Source organism: Ruegeria sp. AN11 (assembly GCF_056536005.1).
The window spans coordinates 3060426-3086697 of record NZ_JBQFJD010000001.1 but is presented as its reverse complement, the minus strand read 5'-3'; the positions used below and the strand labels follow the sequence as shown (position 1 = coordinate 3086697).

Here is a 26272-nt window from a genome sequence, read left to right as displayed (position 1 = left end):
TTTCCGGGCCTCAGCAGAAAGAAGGATTAATTGTATTAATGCCACAAGCACCGTATCTCCTCAACCAAAGCCGCGCTGAACAGGAGATTCCCAATGCTGCGCACCGCCACTTTCACCCCTTCCGTCGTAACTGTCACTTTTGCCGACGCGTCCCAATCGCGCTTTCACGCCATCTGGCTGCGTGACAACGCGCTGGACCCCGACACCCGCGCGCCGGGCAACGGACAACGTCTGATCACCATCGGTGACATTCCCGCAAATGTTTCGGTCAGTGCGGCGGAAATTGTCGGCGGCGATCTGCAGGTCACGTTCCAGCCCGAAGACAAGACCGTTTACTTCCCGGCCGACTGGCTGGCCGACCACGGCTATGATCACGATCACGCCGGTGCTTTCGGGCGAGTCGCGCAGGGCATCACTACCTGGGAACGCGGCATGGAGGCGCCTTCTGGCGACTGGACTGCGGTTCACGTCAACCCCGGTGCCAAACGGGACTGGCTGGCCGCAGTGGCCGAGTTCGGTTTTGCCAAACTGACCGGCGGTCCCGCCGAACCGGAATCGCTGCTGAAAGTGGCCGATCTGTTCGGTTACGTCCGCGAAACAAACTACGGCCCCTATTTCGAGGTCCGGACCGAGGTGAACCCCACCAACCTTGCCTATACCGGCCTTGGTCTGCAGGCCCATACCGACAATCCCTACCGTGATCCGGTTCCGACGCTGCAAATCCTCTATTGCCTGGAAAACAGCGCCGAAGGCGGTGACTCGATCGTGGTCGATGGCTTCCGGGCCGCTGAAAAGCTGCGGGACCTGAATCCTGAAGGTTTCGCCCTGCTGGCGGGCTATCCGGCGCGGTTCGAGTATAAGGGTTCGGACGGTGTCTGCCTGCGCTCACGCCGCCCGATGATCGAGCTTTCGCCTGACGGAGAACTGATCAGCATCCGCTTCAACAACCGCTCATCCGCGCCATTTGTGGATGTGCCGTTCGACAAGATGGAAGCCTACTACGCCGCCTATCGACAGTTCGGTGAAATCATCGACGACCCGGCCATGGGCGTGTCGTTCAAGCTGGAACCGGGCGAAAGCTTTATCGTCGACAACACCCGCGTGCTGCACGCCCGTCTGGGCTATTCCGGTGCCGGATCACGCTGGCTGCAGGGGTGTTATGCCGACAAGGATGGACTGCTGTCCACTCTAGCCGCGATGGAGATGGCACAACCGGAGGCGGCGGAATGAAGCCCGATTTCTCGACCCTGAACCGCGACAATATCGTGGCCTTCATAGGTGATATTTTCGAGCGCCGTGGCGGAGAGGAGTATTTGGGGGAACCCGTCACCATGGCCCAGCACATGTTGCAGGGCGCCACGATTGCCGAGCAGAACGGCCAGACCGAAGAGATCATCGTCGGAGCATTGCTGCACGATATCGGCCATTTCACGTCCGAATTCGGCACCTATCATCCCGACGACACCGAGGATCGCCACCACGAGGACGCTGGTGCCGAGGTGCTGGAGCAGTTTTTTCCGTCGGTCATCACCGATTGTTGCCGCTATCACGTCGCGGCCAAGCGCTATCTCTGCGCCACCAAGCCCGAATACTTCAACCGCCTGTCCGCCGCGTCGGTCCACACGTTGGAACTGCAGGGCGGACCCATGAGTGCCGATGAAGTGGCAGAGTTCGAGGGCAACCCGAACCTGAAAGAGATTATTCAGGTGCGGTATCTGGATGAGGCGGGCAAGCGTGCCGACATGGAAACTCCGGAATTCGCCCATTTCGCACCGATGGTGCAGCGTATGGTCGACAGACATTTGGGGGCATCATGAACGCGCCGGAATACATCTTCGAAGCGAGCTCCAAGCCGTCACTGCCATGGCATGAGGTTCCGCTGATCCGGGCGACAGAGCAGTCGGTAAAAGGCTACGGCTGCCTGGTCGATGATCCTGATACGTTCGAAATCGAAATCGTCCGCTGGCCGCAACAGGGTTGGCGGCCGATCGACGACGGCACCGGTGACGAAGGTGGCTGGGTCGAGGGCACATTCCATGGGGAATGGAAGGGTGATGTGCTTTATGGTCGAAACGAGGCCGTCAATGGTCACTATGTGCTTGGCTGGTCGACCGATCCGCAGCAAGCGCAATCGCAACAGCAAACCGCGCCGCGCGATCAGGTGTTGTTGTGGCACATGAACTATCACCCGGATGGCGGGCAGATGTTCTGGCCGCTGGATAACAGACCGTTCATCGTGCCTGCCGCGCTGCCCGGCGATAACCTGACCCCCGACAAGGTGGTGGCATTCTGGTGCGACGGCTCGCGCGGTCTTTATATCCATCCCGGCATCTGGCACGAGGGGATTTTTCCCGTTGAGGACAATCAACGGTTCCTGGACCGTCAAGGCAAAGTCCACGCCCGGGTCAGCGCTGACATCGGGAAGGAATTCGGTGTCTACCTCGCCTGCCCGCTGCGTGCGGACAAGATCAGGGATCTGTGACCAACGCCCGCTGATGGTCGTTACGTCGCCCTGAAATCCAAACCTGCACGGCCAGCAGATAGGGAAGAAAGAACGCGAAATTCTGCACCAGATCAAAAGGGCCCGAAAAATCGGGCTCTGACCCAAGCCCTCCGGTCAGCAGGTACCATAATGTGTAGTGCACACGGTATAACCAAGACCCAAGCGCCAGCCAGAACAGTCGCAATCCCCAGGCCCAGTGACCAGCGCGATCACCTGCCACTGCCTTTTGGGCCAGCATCAGAGCCGAAACAAACAGGCACAGGCCATAGAGGAAGAAGCCCACAGACATCACCGGGCCACCAATCGTTCCTCGCAACAGGATATAGGCCATTCCCGCCGCGCCTGTGATCAATGCCAGCGAAATCAGAACAGAACCCAATGCACGGTGAAATCGGTTGAATCCAAGCCGAAGCCTTTTGATCAGTTGCAGCGGCACCAATGCCACCAGCACAGTTCCGGCCAGTATGTGCACCATCATCATCGTATTGCCGATGCCCTGACCGTCGGCAAACAAATAGCTGCGCTGGGCTGCATCGTCAGACAGCCCAATACCAATCATGCCAAACCCATGCACCAGAAAAGGCAGCAGTGTCAGATAAAACGCCACGAGCAACAGGCCGGACGCCACTGGGGATTTCAGGATGCGCATACCCGGACTTTAGCGCCGGCTTGCGACCTGTCTACGGGTCAGAGCCCCAGCACATCCACCATGTCATACTGACCGGGCGCCTTGCCCTGCCCCCACAGCGCCGCCTTCAGCGCACCGCGTGCAAAGATGGCGCGGTCCGAGGCAAGATGGCGCAATACGATGCGTTCGCCGGGGGCTGCGAACAGCACGTCATGCTCGCCGACAACGTCCCCACCCCGAATGGCATGGAACCCAATGTCCCCTCGCTTGCGCGCGCCGGTGATGCCGTCGCGACCCCGGTCGGACACATCGGCCAGATTGACGCCCCGGCCCTCGGCAGCCGCCTCGCCCAGCATCAGCGCGGTGCCCGATGGTGCATCGACCTTGTGGTGATGATGGCCTTCGATGATCTCGATATCGAAATCCTCATCCAGCGCGGCGGCAACCTTTTTGGTCAGTTGTACCAGCAGGTTGACCCCCAGACTCATGTTACCGGCCCGCACGATTACGGCATGGCGCGCGGCCGGTTCCAGCGCCGCGATCTGTTCTTCGGTCATGCCGGTGGTGCCGATCACGTGCACGCAACGCGCTTGCGCGGCCAGGGCGGCAAATTCCAGCGTCGCCTCGGGTGCGGTGAAATCGATGACAGCCTGCGCCTGCGCGAAAGCCTCGAGCGGGTCATCGGTCACGGCTACGCCCAGCGCCTGCCCGCCCATCGCATTGCCGACATCCTGACCGATCCAGTCGTGGCCGTTACGCTCGACCACGCCGACCAGACGAACCTGATCACTGTCCGTGACGGTCCTGATCAGCATCTGCCCCATACGGCCCGAAGCCCCTGTGATGACGATCCCCGGAATATGGGTCATGGCGCTGGTCCTTTCGCGTTGCCTGCCGGATGGTCGGCTCAAAGCCTCCTACCCCGTTCGCGCCCGCTTGGCAAAGCCCCGCTTTGCGCTTAGATCGGGGTTTATGGCAAAGAACAAATTCCACGATGGCCCCGGCCCGTCCCAACGACAGCTGCGCGTCGGCGAGCTGATCCGCCGCACCCTGTCCGAGGTTCTGGCGCGCGGAGATGTCCACGACCCCGACCTGAATCGCATGTCGATCACCGTAGGCGAGGTGCGCACCTCGCCCGATCTGAAGATTGCCACTGCCTACGTGCTGCCGCTGGGCGGCAAAGGGCAGGAAGACGTGATCGCGCTGCTCGCCCGCAACAAGGGCGAGCTGCGGCGCATGGTCGGCAAGAAGGTCGGTCTGAAATTCTCGCCCGATCTGCGGTTCCGGCTGGACGACACGTTCGACCGGCTGGACGACACCCGCCGCATGTTCGATCAGGACGCGGTGCGCCGCGATCTGGACGAGTGATCCGCCCCGCCGTCTCGCTGATCGCGGCCTTCTGGGCCGCGCAAGCCTCTGCGGTGACCTGTGATAAGCTGACCCATGAGGGCAAGCGGTACACAGTCTGCGAGGTGGATGCCGCGAACGAAGATCTACGTCTGTTTCTGAACGATGAAAACGGCGAGCTGCTGGGGCATTTCTCTTCCGTCAATGATGCACTGAAACCGGGCGGCAAACGGCTTGCCTTCGCGATGAACGCGGGCATGTATCACGAAGACCGCTCACCTGTCGGTCACTATGTCGAAGACGGCCAGGAACAGATGCGCGTGATCGCCAACCCGGGCCCCGGCAATTTCGGTCTGTTGCCCAATGGCGTGTTCTGCATTCGCGAGGGTCGCGCCGACGTGTTCGAGACACTGGATTTCGTCGATCAGGTTCCCGACTGCCGTTTTGCCACACAATCCGGCCCGATGCTGGTCATCAACGGAGAGCTGCATCCGCGCTTCCTGCCCGATTCGACCTCGCTCTATGTGCGCAACGGGGTGGGCACCAGTGCCGACGGCACACGGGCGGTGTTCGCAATTTCGGATGATTACGTCACTTTCCACGAGTTCGGCGGCCTGTTCCGGGATCTGCTGGGTACGCCCAACGCGCTGTTCTTCGACGGCAATATCTCTCGGATGTATGACCGGGCGAACAAACGGTCCGATGTCGGGTTTTCGCTGGGGCCAATAGTCGGAGTGGTCGAGGATGCGCCTGCAAATTGACAGCAGTGAGGCGATCCGCTAACCCGCGCGCCTCAGCAATCTTCTAGGTGCAGTATGGGACGCAAACGCAAGGGCCGCGATATTTCCGGTTGGCTGGTGGTGGACAAGCCCGCGGGCATGACCTCGACCGCAGTGGTCAACAAGGTGCGTTGGGCGATGGATGCAAAAAAGGCGGGCCATGCGGGTACACTTGACCCTGAAGCGACCGGTGTTCTGGCCGTAGCTCTGGGCGAGGCGACCAAGACCGTTCCCTACATCACCGATGCTTTGAAAGCCTATACTTTCACCGTGCGTCTGGGTCAGGCCACCAACACCGACGATGCCGAAGGCGAGGTGATCGCTGAAAGCCCCGCGCGCCCCTCGGATGACGACATCAAACAGGCACTGGCCCCGTTTCTGGGTGACATCATGCAGGTGCCGCCCAAGTTCTCAGCCGTGAAGATCGACGGCCAGCGCGCCTACAAGCTGGCCCGCGACGGCGAGGATGTGAACCTGTCCGCCCGCCCGTTATGGGTCGAGGAACTGGTACTGGTCGACCGCCCCGATGAAGATCACGTCGTGCTGGAAATGACATGCGGCAAGGGCGGCTATGTCCGTTCGATCGCACGCGATCTGGGCGAGGCACTGGGCTGTCACGGCCACGTCAGAGAGCTGCGCCGCATCTGGTCCGGCCCGTTCGAGGCCGAAGACGGGCTGAGCATCGAACAGATCGATGAAATGGCCAAGACCGAGGCACTGGACGATTACCTGCACCCGCTGGAGACCGGCCTGTCCGACCTGCCCGAGCTGAAATGCACCCCCGAAGGTGCTACCCGCCTGCGCAATGGCAATCCGGGCATGGTTCTGGCATCGGACGTTGAATACGGCGATGAGGCCTGGGCCTCACTGAATGGCAAGGCTGTGGCCGTGGGTATCTACAAATCGGGCGAATTGCACCCCAGCCGGGTGTTCGTCGACAGCTGAGCGATGTTCCCCCAACTGGGTTTTGCCGCTACGGTCGGATTACCGATTGCAACGATGGGGGTTCACGTTGGAAAACGATGCGGTCTTCCAATACCTGAAGCTGTTTCTTGAAAACATCTCGATCTGGTCGCTGATCGCCCTGGGGCTGGTCATATGGATCATCCGCAAGCCCGAGCGCCTTAAGGCGATCCCTCGCTACATTTCGTCCGCAAAGCTTGGCGAGTTCGAAGTTCAGCTTCGTGAAGTCAAGCAAAAGCTCGACGAAACAGAGGCGCATGTCGCCGAGTTGGAAGAGGAAAACGCGCGTCTGAACACGTTGTATTCGGCCTTCGACATTCACGCGCCGGTGTCCGAACTGGAAGAAACCCGGCAGTCGCTGAAAGTTCTGGCGGGGAACCTGCCCGATACGGCGCCGATCCATGACGGGTTGAAACCCGGCGCGGACCCTGCAGATGTTTACGTGGCCGCCGAGATTTTGCGGACAAACAGGGACCTGACCTTCTATGACGTTTTGGTTGCCGTCATCGCCCGCATCGCGGCGCACCCAAAACTGGAAGGCCTGCGGTATCATACGGTCTGGACACTGGCTTCGGCGCTGCATCGGATGACACTGGCAGCCGTCAAGCACAGCGACGTACCCAAAGTCACCAAGGACCAGTTGGCTGCGGCCAGGGACGCGCTCACGCTTCTTCGTGACAATCCGCATGTGCAGCTTGATTGTCCCACGAATCCGAAACAGGGCATACGCGGGCCAGCGGGATATGCCTTGAACTGGGTCGACAAAGGTTTGGACAAATACACCGACCGCTGAGCTTGCGCTTGCGAAAGCCGGCGCAATTGGTCACTAACCCTCATGATCACCCGTTCCCACACCAAAGGCGACGCGCCCTCGACCGCCGTGTATTCCGATTGCGAGAACTATCGCTATAGCCTGACACGCATCTGGGATCCGACGGGGCGCAAGGCGCTGTTCGTCATGCTGAACCCATCGACCGCGACCGAGGTACAGAACGACCCAACGGTGGAACGGTGCGAACGTCGGGCGCGGGCATTGGGGTTCGGCGCATTTCAGGTGACCAACATCTTTGCCTGGCGCGACACCGACCCGCGCAAGATGCGAGCCGCCCCCGATCCGGTCGGACCCGAGAATGACGCGGCCATTCTGGACGGTGTCCAATGGGCCGACCAGGTCATCGCCGCCTGGGGCACCCACGGCGCACATCTTGAGCGTGGCCCTGCTGTTGAAAACCTGCTGCGCGGAACCGGCCAGCCCCTGTTTCATCTTGGGCTGACAAAAGACGGGCATCCCAAGCATCCCCTCTACATCGCCTACTCTCAGCAGCCCCAAGCGTGGTGACAAAAGGTTAACCACACCTTCAGGCTTGCTTTGACCAAACTTCTGAATCCATGGGATATTTCACCAGGCTTTCGGAGGATTTTCATGTTTCTGATCGGTTTGCTTGGACTGGCGGCCGTAGGCGGTGCCGCCTACGCGGTCAGCGATATCTTTTCGTCCGAAGATGAAGAATCAGATGACGACGTCGCACCGGATCAGCCGGATGACGCCGGACAGGGGGCATTTCTGGAAATCGACGACAATGTCGATGACCCGGCCCCTCCCGAGGTTGAAGACCTGCCCACCGGAACTGAAGAACCCGAGTTCGAGGGCACTGAAGTCCCCGAAACGGGCGATGACACCGAGACGCAACCAGATGCGGCCGGCGACGATCCGGCTGACGTTCAGGACAGCAATTTGATCATCGAAGGCAGCCATGAGGACGACATGTTGTTCGGGGGCACCGGCGATGACATCGTGTCCGGTGCAGAAGGCGATGACCTGATTCATGGCATGGATGGGGATGATCTTCTGAACGGCGATTGCGGGGATGACGAGCTTTACGGACATGGCGGTTCGGACGAGATGCACGGTGGGCAGGGTGACGACACGCTTATTGGTGGGCAAGGTGATGACATTCTGACCGGCGGGGAAGGCGATGATGTGCTGCAGGGCGGCTATGGCAATGACACGCTAAGCGGCGGGGCCGGTGAAGACGTCGTTTTCGGCGGCGATGGCGATGATCTTATTTCAGGCGACGATGGCGACGCGGAACAATCAGCAGACTTCCTGAACGGTGGCGCAGGGGAAGACACGATTCTGGCGGAAAGCGGCGATATCGTCACTGGCGGACAGGACGCGGATACATTTGTTCTGAGCCCCGAGGACGACGACGATCAGGTCACAGTGATGGATTTTCAGCCAGGGCAGGACAAGTTGCTGATTTCCTGGAATGACGCTGAAGAACCCGATATTCGTCTGGAAACCGACGCCGAAGACGAAAATCTGATCCGGGTGATGGTCAACGGGCAGGATGTGGCGCATCTGCTCGGTGCCCAAGGTATCACGGCAGATGATATCCAATTCATGACCGAAGCAGAACTGGAACAGCTGGGCCTTCCGGACTGAGCCAGGAGATTCCCTTTGCCATTTGCCGCAAATGCGCCTATACGCGCGCATCCGCATCGGAATCGGTGCGGTTTTCTCCATGGGCCTGCGCTGGACGACATCCCGGCCTGCGCCATTCACTCTAACCTTTCAAAGGAGACCCCGATGTCGATCACTGCCGCTGAAAAAACACGCGTCATGAAAGAATTCGCAACCAAAGAGGGCGACACCGGTTCGCCTGAAGTTCAGGTTGCCATCCTGACCTCGCGCATCAACACCCTGACCGAGCACTTCAAGACCCACAAGAAAGACAACCACGGTCGTCGTGGTCTGCTGAAGATGGTTGCTCAGCGCCGTAAGCTGCTGGACTACCTGAAAGGCAAGGAAGAAGCGCGTTACCAGGACCTGATTAAAAAGCTGGGCATCCGCCGCTAACCGCTTTTTGCATTTGTTTCAAACGCCCGCCATTTTGGCGGGCGTTTTTTGTTGTGGCCATCGAACCTCTTTTTTTAGAGCGGTCGACCCACGCATTTGACATTGCCAGGGGGTTGAGGTGTATCCACCTGCACAACTTAAGGTTATGTCAAAAGCCTGTTTAATGCTTCTAATTCTGAACTCATTCGTGCTGTCGCTCCGCGTCACACCCCGCATGATTTTCCCCATCCTTGCGATCAGCCTCGCCTCAATAGTTGTGTGGATGGTTCTGGATGTTTTCACCCTTGGGTTGGCCGGTCACGTCAGCGAGCCGATTACAAGCGCCTTCATCAGCCTGTTCGGGATACGCGCTGCTCTGGCATTGAAGGGGGAAACGCGGCGCACGGATTACAGGGCTTTGGTTCTGTAGTCGGTAATGTACGGATTGTTCTTTGCGGCGGCACTGTGGTGCCTGACCTTCATCGTGAACCTGTCCGCTACCTTGTTTGCCATCTGGCAGGCGGGTGAGCCTTTCTCTTGGAGCGCGCTGCAAAATGCTGCCGAAAGCACGCAGGTCTCGTTCGCGCTTATCGCAGTGGGCAGCAAGTGCCACAACCGCGCCGACGGCAGAGCCCGCGCAAGACATCCGCGCGCTGCGCAAATCGCGCGAACGGTCTTTCTAAACGCTTTCGGCACCCTTTCGCTATCGGCATCCGGTTTCCCTTCCCTTCGGGCCAAAACTCATGTATGCGCGCGGGTATCTGAGACGTTGTGCCCTGACCCCGGCACTCGAATGGAAGATAAAGTGGGGTCGGCGGCAATGGGGCCGCCATGCAAACGGGAGACCCGGAGGGCCGGGAGCGCTCCCTTCTAGGATACGCATATGTTTGATGTAACAAAGAAATCAATTCAGTGGGGCGAGGAGACGCTTACACTGGAAACCGGCAAGGTTGCCCGTCAGGCCGACGGCACCGTGATTGCCACGCTGGGTGAAACCAGCGTCATGGCCAACGTGACCTTTGCCAAGCAACAAAAGCCCGGTCAGGATTTTTTCCCGCTGACCGTGCACTACCAAGAGAAATACTATGCCGCCGGTAAGGTTCCGGGTGGTTTCTTCAAGCGCGAGGCGCGCCCGACCGAGAAAGAGACGCTGACCGCTCGTCTGATCGACCGTCCGATCCGCCCGCTGTTCGTTGACGGCTTCAAGAACGAAGTTCTGGTGATGTGCACCGTGCTGAGCCACGATCTGGTCAACGACCCCGACATCGTTGCGATGATCGCCGCCTCGGCTGCCCTGACCATCTCGGGCGCGCCGTTCATGGGCCCGATCGCTGGTGCCCGTGTTGGTTTCGTGGATGGCGAATACGTCCTGAACCCGACTGTGGACGACATGCAGGACCTGCGCCTGAACCCCGAACAGCGTCTGGATCTGGTTGTCGCCGGCACCAAGAACGCCGTGATGATGGTGGAGTCCGAAGCGTACGAGCTGTCCGAGGCCGAAATGCTGGGCGCCGTGAACTTTGCGCACGAGCAGATTCAGCCGGTTCTGGACCTGATCATCGATCTGGCCGAAGAAACCGCTAAAGAGCCGTTCGATTTCCAAGCGCCCGATTATTCGGACCTCTACGCCGCTGTTGCCGCAGCCGGTGAAGAGCAGATGCGCGCCGCCTTCGCGATCACAGACAAGCAGGAGCGCACCGCCGCTGTTGCCGCTGCCCGTGAAGCGATCAAGGAAGCGTTGACCGAGGAACAGCTGGAAGACGCGAACCTGGGTTCCGCGATGAAAAAGCTGGAAGCTGGCATCCTGCGCGGCGACGTCGTCAAAGGCGGCAAGCGCATCGACGGCCGTTCGACCACCGATGTCCGCGCCATCGAAGCCGAAACCTCGCTGCTGCCGCGTACGCATGGCTCCGCCCTGTTCACCCGTGGTGAAACGCAGGCGCTGGCCGTGACCACGCTGGGCACTGGTGACGATGAGCAGTTCATCGACGCGCTGCACGGCAACTTCAAATCGAACTTCCTGCTGCACTACAACTTCCCTCCGTATTCGGTTGGTGAAGTTGGCCGCGTTGGTTCGCCCGGCCGTCGTGAGATCGGCCACGGCAAGCTGGCATGGCGTGCGCTGCAGGCGGTTCTGCCTGCGCCGACCGACTTCCCCTACACCATCCGCGTGGTGTCGGAGATCACTGAATCCAACGGCTCGTCCTCGATGGCGTCTGTCTGCGGCGGTTCGCTGTCGATGATGGATGCAGGCGTTCCGCTGAAAGCACCGGTTGCCGGTGTGGCCATGGGCCTGATCCTGGAAGATGACGGTGAGTACGCTGTTCTGACCGACATTCTGGGTGACGAAGATCACCTGGGCGACATGGACTTCAAGGTTGCGGGTACCGCAAACGGCATCACCTCGCTGCAGATGGACATCAAGGTCGCAGGCATCACGCCGCAGATCATGGAAACTGCTCTGGCACAGGCCAAAGAAGGCCGGATGCACATTCTGGGCGAGATGGGCAAAGCCCTGTCCGAGACCAACGAATTCTCGGTCCACGCTCCGCGCATCGAGACCATGAACATCCCGACCGACAAGATCCGTGAAGTGATCGGCTCGGGCGGCAAGGTCATCCGAGAGATCGTCGAGGTTTCGGGTGCCAAGGTCGACATCAACGACGACGGCGTCATCAAGATCGCCTCGCCGGATGGTGAATCGATTAAGAAGGCCTATGACATGATCTATTCGATCGTGGCCGAGCCGGAAGAAGGTCAGGTCTATACCGGTAAAGTGGTCAAGATCGTCGACTTCGGTGCCTTCGTGAACTTCTTTGGCAAGCGCGACGGTCTGGTGCACGTGTCCCAGATCGAAAATCGCCGCCTGAACCATCCGTCGGATGTTTTGAAGGAAGGTCAGGAAGTGAAGGTCAAGCTGCTGGGCTTTGACGATCGTGGCAAGGTTCGCCTGTCGATGAAAGTCGTCGATCAGGAAACCGGTGAAGAGATCGTCCCCGAGAAGAAAGAAAAGAAAGAGGAAAGCGCAGAGTAATCTGCCCCTTTTTCAGAGATACAGAAGACCCCGGCTTCGGCCGGGGTCTTTTTTATGGGCTTTGGTTTTCAGGACAGGTATCCGGCGACTGAACGCTCTGGCTCAGCAGGTCGGCGATTTCATCGACCTCTGACCTGCGCCGGGTCCTGTGCGGGCGGTTCAGGACCAGTGAGAGGCCGCTCTCACATCTTTCGGGAAATAACGGGCAGAGCAATCCAGTGTGCAGCGCCTGCTCGATCAGGCAGGCATGGCCCATCAAGACCCCCGCCCCGGATTTGGCTTCCTCGACAGCCAGACTGTACAGGGAATAGCGCGGTCCTTTTTGCGGATCAGCCAGCGCCCGCCCGGATTTATCCGACCAAATCGCCCAATCGTCCTGCCATGTCTGATCGTGCAGCAATGGAAGGGTGCCCAGATCGCGACCCTTTGCGACGTCTTCGGCCAATGCCGGAGTGCAGACGGGAAAGATGATATCCCTGGCCAGGACCACCTGCTCGGCGCTGCCATCGGGGATGGCGAAGAATACGGACAGGTCGAAAAACTCGCGCGTCAGGTTGGGCGGTGATTCCAGCGCGGTGACCGAGAAATTGATATCAGGATAGCTTTTCCGAATCCGCCCAAGCCGGGCGGGCAGCCAAAGCTGCGCGACCGACGGCAGAGCGGCGATATGGATATCCGCATTGGGTTGCTGGTTCCTCAGGCTTTGCGTCGCGGATGCAAGCGCGTCAAAGGCCTCGGTAAATTCGCGGCTCAGACTGCGGGCAGCCGGGGTCAACTGTACGCCCTGCGCATTCCGGCGGAACAATGTCACCCCTGCCCAGCCCTCCAACGCCTTGATATGCTGGGAAATCGCACCGGGCGTGACGTTCAGTTCATCCGCAGCGGCGACAAAACTGCCGTGACGCGCCGCGGCCTCGAAGGCGCGCAGGGCGTTCATGGGTGGCCCCTTGGGGCGGCGTGGTGAAACGGGCAAATTCCTAGCCTTAGCTTTTCTACGCCAAGAAATAGCAAATCTGATTTGCGCTGTCATTCGAAGTGATCAATCTTGGCCGCAAATGGAGGACACAGATATGACAATCGAACAACGGGCCTGGGTTCCTGCGGTATGCGAGACACTGGTGCAGGACATCGCGGCCAGGACGGCACAGGCGTCCTCGGCAGATCTGCTGGGGCGGATTGACCAGCTTGTGGCACGAAACCGGGACATCCACGAGAAAGAGTGCTTCAACCTCAACCCTGCCACAAACGTGATGAACCCGAAGGCCGAGGTATTGCTGGCCTCGGGCATCGGCTCGCGCCCTTCGCTGGGCTATCCCGGCGACAAGTACGAGATGGGCCTGGAAGCCATTGAAGAGATCGAGGTGATCGCGGCCGAGCTGTGTGCTGAGATTTTCGATGCGAAATATGCCGAAATCCGTGTGCCTTCTGGGGCGATTGCGAATCTTTACGGCTTTATGGCCACCTGCAAACCGGGCGACACGATCATCGCACCACCCGCGTCAATCGGCGGGCATGTCACCCATCACCTGGCCGGCTGTGCCGGGCTGTTCGGCCTGCGAACCATCGAAGCGCCGGTAAATCCCGATGGCTACACCGTCGATCTGGACCAGCTGCGGCAGATCGCGCTGACGGAACGGCCTCGCCTGATCACGATTGGCGGCAGCCTGAACCTGTTTGAACATCCGGTCGCCGAAATCCGTGCCATTGCTGATGAAATCGACGCCAGGGTCATGTTCGATGCCGCGCATCAGTGCGGGATCATTGCCGGAAAGGCTTGGCGCAACCCGCTGGCCGAAGGCGCGCATTTCATGACCATGAGCACCTACAAAAGCCTGGGCGGACCTGCAGGGGGACTGATCGTCAGCAATGACGCCGAGATTGCGCAGGCGCTGGATCGCATCGCCTTTCCCGGCATGACGGCAAATTTCGACGCGGCCAAATCGGCGGCCCTGGCTGTGACGATGCTGGACTGGCGCGATTTTGGTGCCGAATACGCGGCGGCGATGATTGCGATGGCCAAAGCGCTGGCCGAAGCGTTGAATGCCAAAGGGGTTCCGGTTTTTGCGGGTGCCGGGGGCTTTACCGCCTCGCATCAGTTCGCCGTGCTGGCGGAGCCCTTTGGCGGCGGGCAAGCGGCCTCAAAAACACTGCGGCATGCGGGTTTCCTGGCCTGTGGCATCGGGTTGCCCGTTAACGCTGTCGCCGGCGATCTGAACGGCCTGCGCATCGGAACACCGGAACTGGTCCGGTGGGGCATGACTGCGGCCGACGCCGAACAGCTGGCCACGCAGATTGCAGACGGTTTGGCGAAAAAGGATATCGCAGAACAGGTTTCAGACTGGCGGCAAAGCTTTTCGACCCTGCATTTCATGCACTAAGACGATGCGGGCGCGTGAGCCGCAATCTCATGCGCCTGCGGTTGTTTTCCTCATACATTATAGCAGCTTGCACCATTTCCAATAGGGCCGATGCCACCGACGAAATTATTCACTCACGCCGTTCAAATCCACCGTGACCCGAGTTGATCGGGGACCGGCTTTCGTTTGTTCCGATCCGCCCCACATGTGCCGCGTGCATCTTACGGAACAAAGGACATGACCATGATCACCCGTTTCATCCTCGCCTCTGCCGCATTAGGCCTGGGCGTTTCCGCCGCCGGCGCGCAAAGCCTGACCGAGGGCGCTTATATTCAGGGCTTCGCCGGCTACAGCCAGTTGCAGGACAGCGATTTTTCGGGCTCGATCGGTGGCGCGACCCAGTCAGTTGATACCGATTTCGACGCGGGCTATGGGCTTGGCTTGGCAATCGGAACGGAAGTTCCGCAATGGTCCAACGACAGGATCGGAACCCGGATCGAGCTGGAATTGTCCTATCGCGAAAATGATGTGGACGGGGTGAACTTCTCTGGCAACGGACCGGCGACCGAGGGCAATATCTCGGGCGATGTCACTCAGACCTCGCTGTTTGCAAACATCCTGTTCGACATCAAACAAAGCGGACCGCTGACACCCTATTTCGGCTTTGGTCTGGGTGCGACCTATTCAGATCTGGACTTCGCCTATGGTCCGGGGGTTGAGCTGAACGACAGCGGCACCGATTTTGCCGCACAACTGATTGCCGGGGCGGCGTATGACATCAATGACAACACCGCCTTCATCGTCGATGCCCGCTATTCGCGCGCCTTTGATGTTTCGTCCGATCGTTTGGCGCCAAACGGCGCGCTGACCGGGTCGGTCGAGGACGATCTGGATACGTTCAGCATAAATCTCGGCCTGCGCTACAAGTTCTGACGCGGTACGGGAAAGTGTTTCCCTCCGGTTTCGCTTTCCCCGCGTGCCCTCGTGATCTATGCACGGGGGCATGCGATCCTTTGTCATTCATATGTCCTCAAGCACAGCGCGCCGCGCCAATGCCGATCAACTGTGCCAAGACCTTCCCAATGCCGAATTGTTCGAGGCCGTGAATGGTCGCGACCCGGACCAGATCGCGCATGTCAGACTGCATCCCGGCAACTTGCACCGACCCCACTATCCGTTTCCCCTGCGCCCCGCTGAAATCGGCGTCTTCGAAAGCCACAGGCGGATCTGGAAAAAGATGGTCGATGAACAGATCGATCTGGCCATCATCACCGAGGATGATCTGCGCATAGATCCCCCCCGCATGGCCCAAGCACTGGACATGCTGGACCCTCTTGCGACACCCGACCAATACATCCGCATCCCGGTGAAACAGCGCGAAGTGCCGGTGCAGACCCTGGCCGAACAGAACGGTTTGAAACTGATCCTGCCGAAGGTCATCGGACTGCAATGCGTGTGCCAGATGGTTGGCCGGCGCGCCGCAGAACGGTTGCTGGCCGCAACCAACGAAATCGACCGCCCCGTGGACACGTTTCAGCAGATGCACTGGCTGACCGGCCAGCCGATCCACGCCCTGCTGGGCAGCGGCAACCGTGAAGTGGCGCGGGAAATCGGCGGCTCCACCATTCAGACAAAACCACCGCTCAGCGACAAGCTGACCCGCGAATTCAAGCGCGCTGCTTACCGGGCGAAGCTACACCTGCACCCACAAAGACCACTGCCGTAATCAGATAGAAATTACCTTCGGGAGAAATCGCGCCCCGAGGGGCGCGATGGGGGGGGCAGCCCCCCCTGGACCCAAGCAGCCGTTACGACGGCGCCTTGGTCTTGCGCAGATATGGGAAGATCGTCTCGAACTCGCCAAACTTCGCTTTGGCGTCTTCATTCGACACGGTGGGCGGGATAATCACATCCTCACCCGGAACCCAGTTTGCCGGGGTCGCTACGCCCTTCGCGCTCATCTGCAACCCGTCCAGCGCGCGCAGGATCTCGGCAAAGTTGCGGCCGACAGTCATCGGATAGGTCATGGACAGCTTCAGCTGCTTGTCCGGCCCGATGATAAAGACCGACCGCACCGTGGCGCTGTCGGCAGGTGTGCGGCCATCGGGCAGGTAGGCTTCGGCAGGCAGCATGTCAAAGGCCTTGGATACCGCCAGACCGTCGTCGGCGATAATCGGGAAACCGGGGTTGGCATTGCCATAGGCCTCGATGTCCTTTTTCCATTTCTTGTGATCTTCCACACCGTCGACGGACACGCCGATCACTTTGGTGTTACGCGCAGCCCATTCATCGTTCAGCTGCGCCACAGCCGAGAATTCGGTGGTGCAGACCGGGGTAAAATCCTTGGGGTGCGAAAACAGGATGGCCCAGCTGTCGCCGATCCAATCGTGGAACTGAACAGTGCCCTGATCCGTTTCTGCAGTGAAATTCGGGACGGTATCGTTGATGCGCAAACCCATGGGGCATCTCCTTTCCTGTGAAAAAACCGAGTCGGTTGCCGTAAACCTAAACACTTTCCGCAATTGTTAAACCATATGCAGGGCAAAGCAGTCAGCAATTCGCAGAAATAATTTGATCAAATTATCTCTTGCCCGTATTTGGCGGCAATGACAGAGTGACGCCGAGCCCGAAGCCGGGGCAACAGGATCAGGAGGACAGGCCATGATCGAGAAACGCAATTTCTACATCAACGGACAGTGGGTCGCGCCGTCAGCGCCCCAGGATTTCAACGTCATCAACCCCTCGACCGAGGAACCATGCGCGGTGATTTCACTGGGCTCCCAGGCGGATACCGACGCTGCAGTTGCTGCTGCCAAGGCCGCTCTGCCGGGTTGGATGGCGACACCGGTGGCGCAGCGGATCGCAATGGTGGAAAAACTTGCAGATATCTACCAGACCCGCAGCGAAGATCTGGCGCAGGCAATGTCGCTTGAGATGGGTGCGCCCATCGACATGGCGCGCACCCAGCAATCGGGTGCAGGTATCTGGCACCTGAAGAACTTCATCCGGGCCGCCAAAGCCTTTGAGTTCGAGCGTCCGCTGGGCGACCACGCCCCAAATGACCGAATCATCTACGAGGCCGTCGGCGTGGCGGCCCTGATCACCCCGTGGAACTGGCCGATGAACCAGATCACGCTCAAGGTCGGTGCGGCGGCGATCGCAGGCTGCACCATGGTGCTGAAACCCTCGGAACAAAGCCCGCTGAACGCGATGATCTTTGCCGAGATGATGGACGAGGCAGGCTTTCCGCCCGGTGTGTTCAACCTCGTCAACGGTGATGGCGCCGGGGTCGGCTCGCAACTGTCTGCGCATCCGGATGTGGATATGGTCAGCTTCACCGGCTCGACCCGTGCTGGGACCGCAATTTCGAAAAGCGCGGCTGATACCTTGAAGAAAGTTCATCTGGAACTGGGCGGCAAGGGCGCCAATGTCGTCTTCGCCGACGCGGACGAAAAGGCGGTCAAGCGCGGCGTTCTGCACATGATGAACAACACGGGCCAAAGCTGCAACGCGCCCAGCCGAATGCTGGTGCAACGTCCGATTTATGATCAGGCGGTCGAAACGGCGGCCGAAGTGGCCGGTAAGGTCACTGTCGGCAGCTCTGCCGAAGAAGGTCGCCACATTGGCCCGGTCGTGAATGAGGTGCAGTGGACCAAGATTCAGGACCTGATCCAGAAAGGCATTGACGAAGGCGCACGCCTGGTCGCGGGCGGCACCGGTCGGCCTGAAGGTTTGAACAAGGGCTACTATGTGCGACCCACCGTGTTTGCCGATGCCAACAACCAGATGACCATCGCCCGCGAGGAGATCTTTGGCCCGGTCCTGACCATGATCCCCTTCGACACCGAGGAAGAGGCCATCGGGATCGCCAATGACACGCCCTACGGCCTGACGAATTATGTCCAGACACAGGACGGTGCACGTGCCAACCGGATGGCCCGCGCCCTGAGGTCCGGCATGGTTGAGATGAATGGCCAGTCCCGCAGTGCCGGCTCGCCCTTTGGCGGCATGAAGCAATCCGGCAATGGGCGCGAAGGCGGCGTCTGGGGGCTTGAGGACTTTCTGGAAGTCAAAGCCGTCGGCGGCTGGGCGGCAGAGTAACGCGCCACAACAAGTCAGATGCGCGGCACCTGAGGGTGCCTCGCTTACTGGGCGTCAGGCATCCGCCTGCGCGGCTTCGTATGCCAGCATCGCGCGTTTCACCGGCAACCCCCAATGATAGCCGCCCAACCCGCCGGATTTGCGCAGCGCGCGGTGGCAGGGGATCAGCCAGCTGACCGGGTTGCGGCCCACGGCTGTTCCCACGGCGCGCACGGCTTGTGGCGAACCGACCCGCTGCGCAATCTCGGAATAGGTCGTGACCTGACCCGACGGGATGTGCATCAGCGCTTCCCACACCTTGATCTGCAGAGGTGAGCCAAGCAGGTGCAGCGGCGTCTCGGCGCGGCTGGGCCCGAAAGCGCCCTGCACCCATGATTGCAGCCGTTCGGAATTTTCCACAAACTCCGCATTCGGCCAGCGCGCGACCATGTCCTCCATCGCTGCTTCCCCGCCCGTCTCGGACGCAAACGCGATACCGCAGATGCCCTTTTCCGTTCCCATGACCAGAGCCGGGCCAAAGGGGCTTTCGAACCAGCCCCAGAAGATCGTCAGCCCTTCACCTTTGCGGGCATATTCGCCGGGGCTCATGGACTCCCATTTCAGGAACAGATCGTGCAGACGGCCGCTGCCGGACAGGCCGACATTGTGCGCGGTTTCCAGCGTGGTGAACCGTTCCCTCAGCAGGGCCTTGGCGTGGCCCAGCGTCAGATATTGCTGGTAACGTTTCGGCGACACACCGGTCCAGCGCGAAAACAATCGCTGAAAATGCGCGGGGCTCATGTCCATCTGACGAGCAAGCTCTTCGAGGCTGAGCGCTTCGCCGCCCTGGTCGATCAGATCGATGGCCCGGCGCATGACGTTGTAGTGATAGCCGGTTTCTGGGTTCTGGACGTTCATGTTGCACCTCTTCGCTTGCACTAACATTACCGCGCTCAGACCAATGCCGCGACCCGGAACCTGCGCATATTCTTGTCAACTGAGTTGACGAATTGTTTTACACCCATCAAAATTGAGGGCATGGAACATTCGTTGGATCAGCTCTATCAGGCAGTTCAGGCCACCCGGCCCCTGCTGCGCAACATTACAGCCGCGGTTGAACGCGGCAGCAATCGCGAAGGCGTAACTGTTGGACAACGTGCGATCCTTGAGGGGTTATCCCTTTTCCCCGGAGCGACAGCCCCACAGTTGTGCACCGAGTTGCAGCTAAAACGGCAATACGTCGCGCGCATCCTGCAGGAAGTGATGAAGGCCGGTCTGGTCGACAGTCGCGCCAACCCCAAGCGCGCGCGTTCTTACTGCTATCGGCTGACACCTACCGGCCAAGACATCATCACTGCGATCAGAACAGATGAAATGTCAAAACTGGCCGGTTTTTCCACAGACTTCTCTCCCGAAGAGCTTGCGACTTACCATAAGGTGCAAATGGCGCTCACACGGTTTTTCGCCGATCTGACTGAGGAGGTATGAGATGTCGGTTATTTGGATCATCCTCGCGGGCAGTGTGATCGTGGTTCTCTATATTCTCAATGAAATTCGCAGGATTGGAGTACCAACAACCGGACCGGCAATTGATCTGGTCGCTCGCCCGGCAACGGCGCTGGTGGTGATCGACATGCAGACTGACTTCACCTCCTCAGTGCCCGGATGGGATGCAGCGGAGTTGGATGGCGCCATTTCGAACATCAGAGACTCCGTCAGGCAGGCCCGCGAAACCGGAATGCCCGTGATCGCCATTCGGCACGTTTTCAAGGGCAGGCTGGCGAACCTTCTGAACGGCTGGTTCAATCAGGGGCGTGGCAATGAAGGGTCGGCCGGGATCGAGACCGATCCGCGCCTCGGGCTGGATGCGGACGCGGAATTTGTGAAATCCATAGGTGATGCCTTTTCCTCGAGTGCGTTTGAACAGTTTTTGGAAGACAATCGGATCGGAACACTGATCCTGACCGGCCTTGATGGTTGTCATTGCGTCAACAAGACGGCGCAGGGGGCGCTGAACCGGGGATATCAGGTTCGCATCGATCCAACTGCTGTTCTGGCGGCCAATCCAGCAAACTGGGCGAAGGTCAAGGAGCGGCTGGAGTCAAATGGGGCGGAGCTTCGAGGGCTATAGGCGTGAAACTCCGATAGCAGCCCCGACACTCGGCCATCCGTATTGCCAATTTCCCGCCTTTTTAATTGCGGGCAGCGATCCGGCAGGGCATACCGTGCTGGATGGCTAAACAACTCGACTACCACACGATCCGAGAGATCTTCACACGCTTTCAACAAGCCGACCCGGAACCCAAAGGCGAGTTGGAACATGTGAATGTCTACACCCTGGTCGTGGCGGTGGCGCTTTCGGCGCAGGCAACCGATGCGGGTGTCAACAAGGCCACGCGCGCGCTGTTCAAGATCGCAGATACACCGCAGAAGATGCTGGAGCTGGGCGAAGAGGGTCTGACCGAACACATCAAGACCATCGGTTTGTTTCGTCAGAAAGCCAAGAACGTCATCAAGCTGAGCCGAATTCTGGTCGAGGAATATGGCGGCGAAGTTCCCAACTCCCGTGCCGCGCTGCAATCGCTGCCGGGGGTGGGGCGCAAGACGGCCAATGTGGTGCTGAACATGTGGTGGCGGCAACCGGCGCAGGCGGTGGACACCCATATCTTTCGCGTTGGCAACCGAACCGGGATCTGCACCGGCAAGGACGTGGACGCCGTCGAACGTGCCATCGAGGACAACATTCCGGCCGATTTCCAGCTGCACGCGCATCACTGGCTGATCCTGCACGGCCGCTATCATTGTAAAGCGCGCAAACCTCTGTGCGGAACCTGCATTATCCGCGATCTCTGTCAATTCGAGGACAAAAACCTATGAAAACCTACCAGCTTGTCGGCATCGGAAATGCCGTCGTTGACGTGATTTCCCAAGCCGATGACAGCTTTCTTGAGCTGATGGGCATCGAAAAAGGCATCATGCAACTGATCGAACGCGAGCGCGGCGAGGTGCTGTACGCCGCGATGGGCAGCCGGGTCCAGACGCCAGGTGGCTCGGTGGCCAATACCATCGCCGGTGCCGGAGCGCTTGGGCTGGACGCTGCCTTCATCGGTCGGGTGCATGACGACGCGCTTGGCCGGTTCTATGCCAACGCGATGAACGAAGACGGTGTGGATTTCGTGAACGCACCGGTCCCGGGTGGTGAACTGCCGACCTCTCGCTCAATGATCTTTGTCTCGCCCGATGGTGAACGGTCGATGAACACCTATCTGGGGATTTCCTCGGAACTGTCGTCCAAGGATGTTCCAGCCGACGTGGCAGGCAACAGCCAGATCATGTTTCTTGAGGGTTATCTGTTCGACAAGGAAAAGGGCAAGGCCGCGTTCCTTGAGGCCGCGCGCAATTGCCACAAAGGCGGCGGCAAGGCGGGTATCGCCATTTCCGATCCCTTCTGCGTTGAACGCCACCGGGTGGATTTCCTTCTGCTGATCGAGAACGAGCTGGATTTCGTGATCGGCAACGAGGCCGAGATCAAATCGCTGTTCGAAACTGACGATCTGGAAGAAGCGTTGGCCAAAACCGCCGAGATTTGCCGGCTGGTTGTATGCACCCGCTCGGGCGACGGTGTGACTATTCTGCACGAAGGACAGCGCATCGACGTTCCCGTTCAGAAGGTTGTACCGGTGGATGCGACCGGCGCGGGCGACCAGTTCGCCGCCGGGTTCCTGTTCGGCATGGCCACAGGCCGGGATTATGAGACCTGCGCCCGGATCGGCAATATCTGCGCCCGTGAAGTCATCAGCCATATCGGACCCAGGCCCGAGGCGGATCTGGTCGCGCTGTTGCGGGAAGAAGGATTGCTCTGACCCCTGCATGGATGCGTTCCTGACCCGCCTGCCGGATCGGCAGGCGGGTTTTCTTTTTCAGGATCGGCGGATCGGGCGCGGGTTTTTCCGCGTAGCCTTGCGCCGACGTGTTCTGATCGCTTGGAAAAAACTGTTTAACAACAGAAGGCATTTCTTCTTATCATTCAGCCGAAGCCCTTCGCTGCTCCCGGCGTTCTGGCACTGTTTGAAAAGCGAAACTGAACTTGGCACGTAAATGCGATAATTCCTTTCTGGGACCATTCTTTACCCGTTCCCGATCCGGATGTGCCCACAAGTCAGCGGCGTCCCGGGATTTGAATGTGAAGAACCTTTCGGTGGATTCAGCGCGTTGAGGCGGGGTCTGGTCGCACTTCTGGTGCTATGGGCCGCCGCAGCACACGCCGAACCGGATTGTGCCGAAAGCCCGGTGCGAAACGCGGTCGATCTGGTTGCCTTTGAAATCGGCGCGCTTGAATCGGACAAGGCATCGGACCTGTCTGCCGAAACACCCGGGACCGAAGTCACCGAGTCACGGCGACCGCAATTAAGGCCCTGCAAGTTCCGCAACATTGCCCTGGGACGCGAACGCATGCGCAATCGGGGTGCGGTGTGCAAAGACTGGACCATTCTGGGCGAAACGCTCAAGCAGATATCGGGGCCATACAGGGGGTGCAGGATCGCGAACCCGGTTCGTGTCCGAAAGATCTCGGATGTCGCACTCAGTCAATTGGCGTTGATGGATTGCGAAACCGCAATCACGCTGAAGACCTGGATTGAAAACACGGCCAAACCGGCATTCGCGGATCAGGGCGGCGGCCTGAAAGGAATGCGGCTTGCGGGCCACTACGCCTGTCGGACGCAGAACAACCGGCCACGCGCGCGCCTGTCGGAACACGCCAGAGGCCGTGCCGTGGACATTTCTTCCTTTGTGCTCTGGGACGGCACCATCATCACGGTGGGCGACGGTTGGACAGATGAGGACAACAGCGACGTTTTGCGTGAACTGCACAAGGGTGCCTGTGGTCTGTTCGGAACAGTTCTCGGCCCAGATTCAGACCGGTTTCACAAAGGCCATTTTCATTTCGACACCGCCCGACGCGGCGGTGGGCCGTTGTGCCGGTAGGCGCAGGGCATGGTCATCACGCAGTCAAGTCGGCTGACGGACGCCTGACTTAGAAAAGGTGTTCTTCAAAGGCCTCCAACACCCTTTGGTAAACGTCCCGCTTGAACGGAACGATCTCGTCGACCAGGTGTGCGGGTTCCTGCCATTTCCAGCGGGTAAATTCCGGGTGTTCGGTCTGGATATCGATCTGATCGTCACGGCCTGTAAAGCGTAGCAGAAACCATTTCTGCTCCTGCCCGCGAAAGCGGCCCTTCCAGATTTTCGGAACGATGTCATGCGGCAGATCATAGGGCAGCCAGCCGTCGGTCTCGGCCACGATCTGAACCAGGTCCGCGGTCACGCCCGTCTCTTCCATCAGTTCGCGCAGGGCCGCATCGCGGGGGTCTTCGCCCTTGTCCACGCCACCTTGCGGCATTTGCCAGGCCTCGGCGTGGCGGTCGTTGCGCTGACCGACGAATATCCTGCCCTCGCCATTCATCAGCATCAGCCCGACGCAGGGACGATACGGCAGTCTGGCGATTTCTTCAGGTGTCATGTGCGGCCTCGTGAAAATGCTGTGCAGCGTCTGTAACAAGCGGCACGGCGAAGGCAAAGAGTATGACGTTAGGTTTCACGTGACAATGTTGACGCGAACGTCAATCTATCAGCCAAGTTTACGAGGGAGAGTTCCGCCATGACTGCGTACCCAAACATGCTGGCCCCGCTGGATCTGGGCTTTACCACGCTGAAAAACCGCGTGTTGATGGGGTCGATGCACACGGGACTTGAGGAAACCGGCGACTGGAACCGGGTGGCCGAATTCTATGCCGACCGGGCGCGGGGCGGCGTCGCACTGATGGTGACGGGCGGAATTGGCCCGAACCTTGAGGGATCGGTGCTGCCCGGGGCGGCGATGATGACCAACGAGACAGAAGTGGCGAACCATTCCATCGTGACCCAGCGCGTGCACGACGCGGGCGGCAAGATCGCCATGCAAATCCTGCATGCGGGACGGTATGCCTATGGCCCGAAATGTGTGGCCCCCAGCCCGGTCAAATCCCCGATCTCGCCGTTTCCCCCGCATGAGCTGGATGAAGACGGCATCGAGAAGCAGATCAGCGACATCGTGACCGCCGCCGTTCTGGCGCAGAAAGCGGGCTATGACGGGGTCGAGATCATGGGGTCCGAGGGGTATTTCCTCAACCAGTTTCTTGTGACCCACACGAACAAGCGCACTGACCGCTGGGGCGGTTCCTACGAAAACCGGATGCGCCTGCCGATCGAGGTTGTGCGCCGCACGCGCGAGGCGGTGGGCACCAAATTCATCATCATCTATCGCCTGTCGATGATCGATCTGATCCCCAACGGCTCGACCCATGACGAAGTTGTGCAACTGGCGCAGGAGATCGAAAAGGCGGGGGCCACGATCCTGAATACCGGGATCGGCTGGCACGAAGCGCGAATTCCGACGATTGCCACCAGCGTCCCACGCGCAGCTTTTGCGTGGGTGACCAAGAAGCTGATGGGCAAGGTGTCGATCCCGGTGATCACCTCGAACCGGATCAACACACCCGAAGTGGCCGAAGAAGTTCTGTCGACCGGTTGCGCCGACATGGTATCCTTGGCGCGGCCAATGCTGGCGGATGCGGATTTTGTAAACAAAGCCATCGCTGGAGACGGCGCAAAGATCGCGCCCTGTATCGCCTGCAATCAGGCCTGTCTGGATCATACATTCAGCGGCAAGCTGACCACCTGCCTGGTCAACCCGCGCGCCTGCAATGAAACTGAGCTGGTGATTTCCCAGGCGGAGGCGCCAAAAACCGTTGCCATCGTTGGCGCAGGGCCTGCCGGACTGTCCACCGCGATGACCGCCGCCCAGCGTGGTCACGACGTGACGCTGTTCGACCGCGCCGCCGAAATCGGCGGCCAGCTGAACATGGCCAAGCAGGTTCCGGGGAAAGAAGAATTCTGGGGCCTCGTCGATTGGTACCGCACCATGATGAGCGATCTTGGCGTGAAGCTGGAACTGAACCGCGAGGTGAGGGCAGAGGACCTGACCGGATATGACGAAGTGGTGATTGCCACCGGCGTCACCCCGCGCGATCCGCAGATTCCGGGGCAGGATCGGGACAATGTCCTCAGCTATGTCGACGTATTGCGCAACAAGGCCAAGGTCGGGAAGTCCGTGGCCGTGATCGGCGCGGGCGGCATCGGGTTCGACGTGTCTGAGTATCTGGTCGAAGAGGGCCACAGCCCGACCACTGACCTGCCCGCTTGGATGAAGGAATGGGGTGTTACTGACCCGGCCAAGCACCGCTCGGGCCTTGCGCCGGAAGGGCCGCAACCCGAAGCGCCAAAACGTCAGGTCACGCTGCTGCAGCGCAAAAAACAGGCGCATGGCAAAGGTTTGGGCAAAACCACCGGCTGGATTCATCGCACGACACTGAAAATGAAGGACGTCAATTTCGTGGGCGGCGTGAACTATGAGCGTATCGATGATGAAGGCCTGCATGTCAGCTTTGGCGAAGAACGCGCCGACCCGACGGTGATTGCGGCGGACACGATCGTTCTGTGTTCCGGTCAGGTGTCCGAGCGCAGTCTGGCAGATGCGCTGATCGAACGCGGGATTACGCCACATGTCATCGGCGGCGCGGATGTTGCGGCCGAACTGGACGCCAAACGGGCAATCAATCAGGGCACGCGGCTGGCTGCGGCGTTCTAAGGAGACGACCCTTCGTTCGGCCTTTGTGGAAATTGGCCGCACACAGGTTTCGGTC

Annotated in this window: 29 protein-coding genes; 23 read left to right on the top strand and 6 right to left on the bottom strand. The window is 59.7% G+C overall.

Annotation, left to right across the window (positions count from 1 at the left end; all coding sequences use genetic code 11):
* Nucleotides 1-93: 93 nt before the first annotated feature.
* From tmpA to ACR3EQ_RS15210, 3 genes are read left to right on the top strand one after another with little or no spacing between them, the layout of a single operon-like run.
* Nucleotides 94-1230, top strand: coding sequence for a 2-trimethylaminoethylphosphonate dioxygenase (tmpA, locus tag ACR3EQ_RS15220; protein ID WP_170619087.1), 1137 nt, complete (start codon nucleotides 94-96; stop codon nucleotides 1228-1230).
* Complete coding sequence (gene tmpB, locus ACR3EQ_RS15215) at nucleotides 1227-1817, top strand: (R)-1-hydroxy-2-trimethylaminoethylphosphonate oxygenase (RefSeq protein ID WP_170613077.1); 591 nt, start codon at nucleotides 1227-1229, stop codon at nucleotides 1815-1817. The genes tmpA and tmpB overlap by 4 nt, the downstream gene beginning before the upstream one ends.
* Nucleotides 1814-2482 (top strand): ureidoglycolate lyase, encoded by a 669-nt coding sequence (locus ACR3EQ_RS15210; RefSeq protein ID WP_170613076.1) that lies wholly within the window; start codon nucleotides 1814-1816, stop codon nucleotides 2480-2482. Before tmpB ends, ACR3EQ_RS15210 begins: the two co-directional genes overlap by 4 nt.
* Here the strand turns inward: ACR3EQ_RS15210 and ACR3EQ_RS15205 are convergent.
* Nucleotides 2469-3152 carry a DUF2306 domain-containing protein gene (locus ACR3EQ_RS15205; protein WP_170613074.1) on the bottom strand — a complete coding sequence of 228 codons (684 nt, stop codon included), beginning with the start codon at nucleotides 3150-3152 and terminating at the stop codon, nucleotides 2469-2471. The genes ACR3EQ_RS15210 and ACR3EQ_RS15205 overlap by 14 nt on opposite strands.
* 38 nt (nucleotides 3153-3190) lie before the next feature.
* The gene (gene dapB, locus ACR3EQ_RS15200; RefSeq protein WP_170613072.1) at nucleotides 3191-4000 is read right to left on the bottom strand and encodes a 4-hydroxy-tetrahydrodipicolinate reductase; all 810 of its coding nucleotides are present in this window, start codon (nucleotides 3998-4000) and stop codon (nucleotides 3191-3193) included.
* A 103-nt stretch (nucleotides 4001-4103) separates the two neighbouring features.
* On the opposite strand from dapB, the gene rbfA reads away from it, so the two are divergent.
* From rbfA to pnp, 9 genes are all read left to right on the top strand, one after another.
* Nucleotides 4104-4499: a 30S ribosome-binding factor RbfA gene (rbfA, locus tag ACR3EQ_RS15195; RefSeq protein ID WP_170613070.1), complete on the top strand. Its 396-nt coding sequence runs from the start codon at nucleotides 4104-4106 to the stop codon at nucleotides 4497-4499.
* Nucleotides 4496-5239 (top strand): phosphodiester glycosidase family protein, encoded by a 744-nt coding sequence (locus tag ACR3EQ_RS15190; protein ID WP_170613068.1) that lies wholly within the window; start codon nucleotides 4496-4498, stop codon nucleotides 5237-5239. The genes rbfA and ACR3EQ_RS15190 overlap by 4 nt, the downstream gene beginning before the upstream one ends.
* Nucleotides 5240-5293: 54 nt before the next feature.
* Nucleotides 5294-6202, top strand: a complete 909-nt coding sequence (gene truB / locus ACR3EQ_RS15185) for a tRNA pseudouridine(55) synthase TruB (RefSeq protein WP_170613066.1) — start codon at nucleotides 5294-5296, stop codon at nucleotides 6200-6202.
* 46 nt (nucleotides 6203-6248) lie between these two features.
* The gene (locus tag ACR3EQ_RS15180) at nucleotides 6249-7013 is read left to right on the top strand and encodes a DNA repair protein RecN (protein ID WP_170613064.1); all 765 of its coding nucleotides are present in this window, start codon (nucleotides 6249-6251) and stop codon (nucleotides 7011-7013) included.
* 42 nt (nucleotides 7014-7055) lie between these two features.
* The gene (locus ACR3EQ_RS15175) at nucleotides 7056-7559 is read left to right on the top strand and encodes a DUF1643 domain-containing protein (RefSeq protein ID WP_170613062.1); all 504 of its coding nucleotides are present in this window, start codon (nucleotides 7056-7058) and stop codon (nucleotides 7557-7559) included.
* Nucleotides 7560-7643: 84 nt separating this feature from the next.
* Nucleotides 7644-8666: a calcium-binding protein gene (locus ACR3EQ_RS15170; RefSeq protein ID WP_170613060.1), complete on the top strand. Its 1023-nt coding sequence runs from the start codon at nucleotides 7644-7646 to the stop codon at nucleotides 8664-8666.
* A gap of 144 nt (nucleotides 8667-8810) precedes the next feature.
* Complete coding sequence (rpsO, locus tag ACR3EQ_RS15165; RefSeq protein ID WP_170613058.1) at nucleotides 8811-9080, top strand: 30S ribosomal protein S15; 270 nt, start codon at nucleotides 8811-8813, stop codon at nucleotides 9078-9080.
* A 163-nt stretch (nucleotides 9081-9243) separates the two neighbouring features.
* Nucleotides 9244-9489: a hypothetical protein gene (locus tag ACR3EQ_RS15160; RefSeq protein ID WP_170613056.1), complete on the top strand. Its 246-nt coding sequence runs from the start codon at nucleotides 9244-9246 to the stop codon at nucleotides 9487-9489.
* A gap of 453 nt (nucleotides 9490-9942) precedes the next feature.
* A complete protein-coding gene (gene pnp, locus ACR3EQ_RS15155; protein WP_170613054.1) occupies nucleotides 9943-12093 on the top strand; it encodes a polyribonucleotide nucleotidyltransferase in 2151 nt (716 codons plus the stop codon).
* A 52-nt stretch (nucleotides 12094-12145) separates the two neighbouring features.
* On the opposite strand, the gene ACR3EQ_RS15150 is transcribed toward pnp, so the two are convergent.
* Nucleotides 12146-13030, bottom strand: coding sequence for a LysR family transcriptional regulator (locus tag ACR3EQ_RS15150; RefSeq protein WP_480441015.1), 885 nt, complete (start codon nucleotides 13028-13030; stop codon nucleotides 12146-12148).
* A 133-nt stretch (nucleotides 13031-13163) separates the two neighbouring features.
* On the opposite strand from ACR3EQ_RS15150, the gene ACR3EQ_RS15145 reads away from it, so the two are divergent.
* The 3 genes from ACR3EQ_RS15145 to ACR3EQ_RS15135 all read left to right on the top strand — a co-directional run bounded on the left by ACR3EQ_RS15145 (nucleotide 13164) and on the right by ACR3EQ_RS15135 (nucleotide 16176).
* Nucleotides 13164-14471 (top strand): aminotransferase class I/II-fold pyridoxal phosphate-dependent enzyme, encoded by a 1308-nt coding sequence (locus ACR3EQ_RS15145; RefSeq protein ID WP_480491107.1) that lies wholly within the window; start codon nucleotides 13164-13166, stop codon nucleotides 14469-14471.
* Between the two features lie 222 nt (nucleotides 14472-14693).
* Nucleotides 14694-15383 carry an outer membrane beta-barrel protein gene (locus tag ACR3EQ_RS15140; RefSeq protein ID WP_170613048.1) on the top strand — a complete coding sequence of 230 codons (690 nt, stop codon included), beginning with the start codon at nucleotides 14694-14696 and terminating at the stop codon, nucleotides 15381-15383.
* Between the two features lie 58 nt (nucleotides 15384-15441).
* Nucleotides 15442-16176 carry a glycosyltransferase family 25 protein gene (locus ACR3EQ_RS15135; RefSeq protein WP_480491105.1) on the top strand — a complete coding sequence of 245 codons (735 nt, stop codon included), beginning with the start codon at nucleotides 15442-15444 and terminating at the stop codon, nucleotides 16174-16176.
* Nucleotides 16177-16258: 82 nt separating this feature from the next.
* Here the strand turns inward: ACR3EQ_RS15135 and ACR3EQ_RS15130 are convergent, their stop codons facing one another.
* A complete protein-coding gene (locus ACR3EQ_RS15130) occupies nucleotides 16259-16909 on the bottom strand; it encodes a peroxiredoxin (protein ID WP_170613045.1) in 651 nt (216 codons plus the stop codon).
* Between the two features lie 202 nt (nucleotides 16910-17111).
* Here ACR3EQ_RS15130 and ACR3EQ_RS15125 point away from each other — a divergent pair, with 202 nt between their 5' ends.
* Nucleotides 17112-18551, top strand: a complete 1440-nt coding sequence (locus ACR3EQ_RS15125; protein ID WP_480491103.1) for an aldehyde dehydrogenase family protein — start codon at nucleotides 17112-17114, stop codon at nucleotides 18549-18551.
* A gap of 54 nt (nucleotides 18552-18605) precedes the next feature.
* Here ACR3EQ_RS15125 and ACR3EQ_RS15120 read toward each other — a convergent pair whose 3' ends face one another.
* Nucleotides 18606-19448, bottom strand: coding sequence for a bifunctional helix-turn-helix domain-containing protein/methylated-DNA--[protein]-cysteine S-methyltransferase (locus ACR3EQ_RS15120; RefSeq protein ID WP_170613041.1), 843 nt, complete (start codon nucleotides 19446-19448; stop codon nucleotides 18606-18608).
* A 120-nt stretch (nucleotides 19449-19568) separates the two neighbouring features.
* Between ACR3EQ_RS15120 and ACR3EQ_RS15115 the strand changes: the two genes are divergently transcribed.
* The 6 genes from ACR3EQ_RS15115 to ACR3EQ_RS15090 all read left to right on the top strand — a co-directional run bounded on the left by ACR3EQ_RS15115 (nucleotide 19569) and on the right by ACR3EQ_RS15090 (nucleotide 23516).
* Nucleotides 19569-20018 carry a MarR family winged helix-turn-helix transcriptional regulator gene (locus ACR3EQ_RS15115; RefSeq protein ID WP_480491101.1) on the top strand — a complete coding sequence of 150 codons (450 nt, stop codon included), beginning with the start codon at nucleotides 19569-19571 and terminating at the stop codon, nucleotides 20016-20018.
* Between the two features lies 1 nt (nucleotide 20019).
* On the top strand, nucleotides 20020-20661 hold the full coding sequence (locus tag ACR3EQ_RS15110; protein ID WP_480491099.1) for a cysteine hydrolase family protein: 642 nt from the start codon (nucleotides 20020-20022) through the stop codon (nucleotides 20659-20661).
* Nucleotides 20662-20762: 101 nt separating this feature from the next.
* Nucleotides 20763-21407 (top strand): endonuclease III, encoded by a 645-nt coding sequence (nth, locus tag ACR3EQ_RS15105; protein WP_480491097.1) that lies wholly within the window; start codon nucleotides 20763-20765, stop codon nucleotides 21405-21407.
* On the top strand, nucleotides 21404-22393 hold the full coding sequence (locus ACR3EQ_RS15100) for an adenosine kinase (protein WP_170679888.1): 990 nt from the start codon (nucleotides 21404-21406) through the stop codon (nucleotides 22391-22393). The genes nth and ACR3EQ_RS15100 overlap by 4 nt, the downstream gene beginning before the upstream one ends.
* 7 nt (nucleotides 22394-22400) lie before the next feature.
* Nucleotides 22401-22628, top strand: a complete 228-nt coding sequence (locus ACR3EQ_RS15095) for a hypothetical protein (protein WP_170807014.1) — start codon at nucleotides 22401-22403, stop codon at nucleotides 22626-22628.
* Between the two features lie 114 nt (nucleotides 22629-22742).
* Nucleotides 22743-23516, top strand: a complete 774-nt coding sequence (locus ACR3EQ_RS15090) for an extensin-like domain-containing protein (RefSeq protein ID WP_480491095.1) — start codon at nucleotides 22743-22745, stop codon at nucleotides 23514-23516.
* Between the two features lie 49 nt (nucleotides 23517-23565).
* On the opposite strand, the gene ACR3EQ_RS15085 is transcribed toward ACR3EQ_RS15090, so the two are convergent.
* Nucleotides 23566-24051 carry an RNA pyrophosphohydrolase gene (locus tag ACR3EQ_RS15085; protein WP_170613028.1) on the bottom strand — a complete coding sequence of 162 codons (486 nt, stop codon included), beginning with the start codon at nucleotides 24049-24051 and terminating at the stop codon, nucleotides 23566-23568.
* A gap of 138 nt (nucleotides 24052-24189) precedes the next feature.
* Between ACR3EQ_RS15085 and ACR3EQ_RS15080 the strand changes: the two genes are divergently transcribed.
* Nucleotides 24190-26217 carry an NADPH-dependent 2,4-dienoyl-CoA reductase gene (locus tag ACR3EQ_RS15080; protein WP_170613026.1) on the top strand — a complete coding sequence of 676 codons (2028 nt, stop codon included), beginning with the start codon at nucleotides 24190-24192 and terminating at the stop codon, nucleotides 26215-26217.
* Nucleotides 26218-26272: the final 55 nt, after the last annotated feature.

What these genes read in the sequence shown, in the direction of transcription:
- ACR3EQ_RS15100 (WP_170679888.1), top strand. Translation starts at nt 21,404, where the DNA reads ATGAAAACCTACCAGCTTGTCGGCATCGGAAATGCCGTCGTTGACGTG.
- ACR3EQ_RS15135 (WP_480491105.1), top strand. Translation starts at nt 15,442, where the DNA reads ATGCACGGGGGCATGCGATCCTTTGTCATTCATATGTCCTCAAGCACA.
- tmpA (WP_170619087.1), top strand. Translation starts at nt 94, where the DNA reads ATGCTGCGCACCGCCACTTTCACCCCTTCCGTCGTAACTGTCACTTTT.
- ACR3EQ_RS15205 (WP_170613074.1), bottom strand. Translation starts at nt 3,152, where the DNA reads ATGCGCATCCTGAAATCCCCAGTGGCGTCCGGCCTGTTGCTCGTGGCG.
- dapB (WP_170613072.1), bottom strand. Translation starts at nt 4,000, where the DNA reads ATGACCCATATTCCGGGGATCGTCATCACAGGGGCTTCGGGCCGTATG.
- ACR3EQ_RS15145 (WP_480491107.1), top strand. Translation starts at nt 13,164, where the DNA reads ATGACAATCGAACAACGGGCCTGGGTTCCTGCGGTATGCGAGACACTG.
- ACR3EQ_RS15120 (WP_170613041.1), bottom strand. Translation starts at nt 19,448, where the DNA reads ATGAACGTCCAGAACCCAGAAACCGGCTATCACTACAACGTCATGCGC.
- ACR3EQ_RS15210 (WP_170613076.1), top strand. Translation starts at nt 1,814, where the DNA reads ATGAACGCGCCGGAATACATCTTCGAAGCGAGCTCCAAGCCGTCACTG.
- ACR3EQ_RS15095 (WP_170807014.1), top strand. Translation starts at nt 22,401, where the DNA reads ATGGATGCGTTCCTGACCCGCCTGCCGGATCGGCAGGCGGGTTTTCTT.
- ACR3EQ_RS15115 (WP_480491101.1), top strand. Translation starts at nt 19,569, where the DNA reads ATGGAACATTCGTTGGATCAGCTCTATCAGGCAGTTCAGGCCACCCGG.
- rbfA (WP_170613070.1), top strand. Translation starts at nt 4,104, where the DNA reads ATGGCAAAGAACAAATTCCACGATGGCCCCGGCCCGTCCCAACGACAG.
- ACR3EQ_RS15160 (WP_170613056.1), top strand. Translation starts at nt 9,244, where the DNA reads ATGCTTCTAATTCTGAACTCATTCGTGCTGTCGCTCCGCGTCACACCC.
- ACR3EQ_RS15085 (WP_170613028.1), bottom strand. Translation starts at nt 24,051, where the DNA reads ATGACACCTGAAGAAATCGCCAGACTGCCGTATCGTCCCTGCGTCGGG.
- ACR3EQ_RS15125 (WP_480491103.1), top strand. Translation starts at nt 17,112, where the DNA reads ATGATCGAGAAACGCAATTTCTACATCAACGGACAGTGGGTCGCGCCG.
- rpsO (WP_170613058.1), top strand. Translation starts at nt 8,811, where the DNA reads ATGTCGATCACTGCCGCTGAAAAAACACGCGTCATGAAAGAATTCGCA.
- ACR3EQ_RS15140 (WP_170613048.1), top strand. Translation starts at nt 14,694, where the DNA reads ATGATCACCCGTTTCATCCTCGCCTCTGCCGCATTAGGCCTGGGCGTT.
- ACR3EQ_RS15170 (WP_170613060.1), top strand. Translation starts at nt 7,644, where the DNA reads ATGTTTCTGATCGGTTTGCTTGGACTGGCGGCCGTAGGCGGTGCCGCC.
- pnp (WP_170613054.1), top strand. Translation starts at nt 9,943, where the DNA reads ATGTTTGATGTAACAAAGAAATCAATTCAGTGGGGCGAGGAGACGCTT.
- ACR3EQ_RS15110 (WP_480491099.1), top strand. Translation starts at nt 20,020, where the DNA reads ATGTCGGTTATTTGGATCATCCTCGCGGGCAGTGTGATCGTGGTTCTC.
- tmpB (WP_170613077.1), top strand. Translation starts at nt 1,227, where the DNA reads ATGAAGCCCGATTTCTCGACCCTGAACCGCGACAATATCGTGGCCTTC.
- nth (WP_480491097.1), top strand. Translation starts at nt 20,763, where the DNA reads ATGGCTAAACAACTCGACTACCACACGATCCGAGAGATCTTCACACGC.
- ACR3EQ_RS15175 (WP_170613062.1), top strand. Translation starts at nt 7,056, where the DNA reads ATGATCACCCGTTCCCACACCAAAGGCGACGCGCCCTCGACCGCCGTG.
- ACR3EQ_RS15150 (WP_480441015.1), bottom strand. Translation starts at nt 13,030, where the DNA reads ATGAACGCCCTGCGCGCCTTCGAGGCCGCGGCGCGTCACGGCAGTTTT.
- ACR3EQ_RS15130 (WP_170613045.1), bottom strand. Translation starts at nt 16,909, where the DNA reads ATGGGTTTGCGCATCAACGATACCGTCCCGAATTTCACTGCAGAAACG.
- truB (WP_170613066.1), top strand. Translation starts at nt 5,294, where the DNA reads ATGGGACGCAAACGCAAGGGCCGCGATATTTCCGGTTGGCTGGTGGTG.
- ACR3EQ_RS15080 (WP_170613026.1), top strand. Translation starts at nt 24,190, where the DNA reads ATGACTGCGTACCCAAACATGCTGGCCCCGCTGGATCTGGGCTTTACC.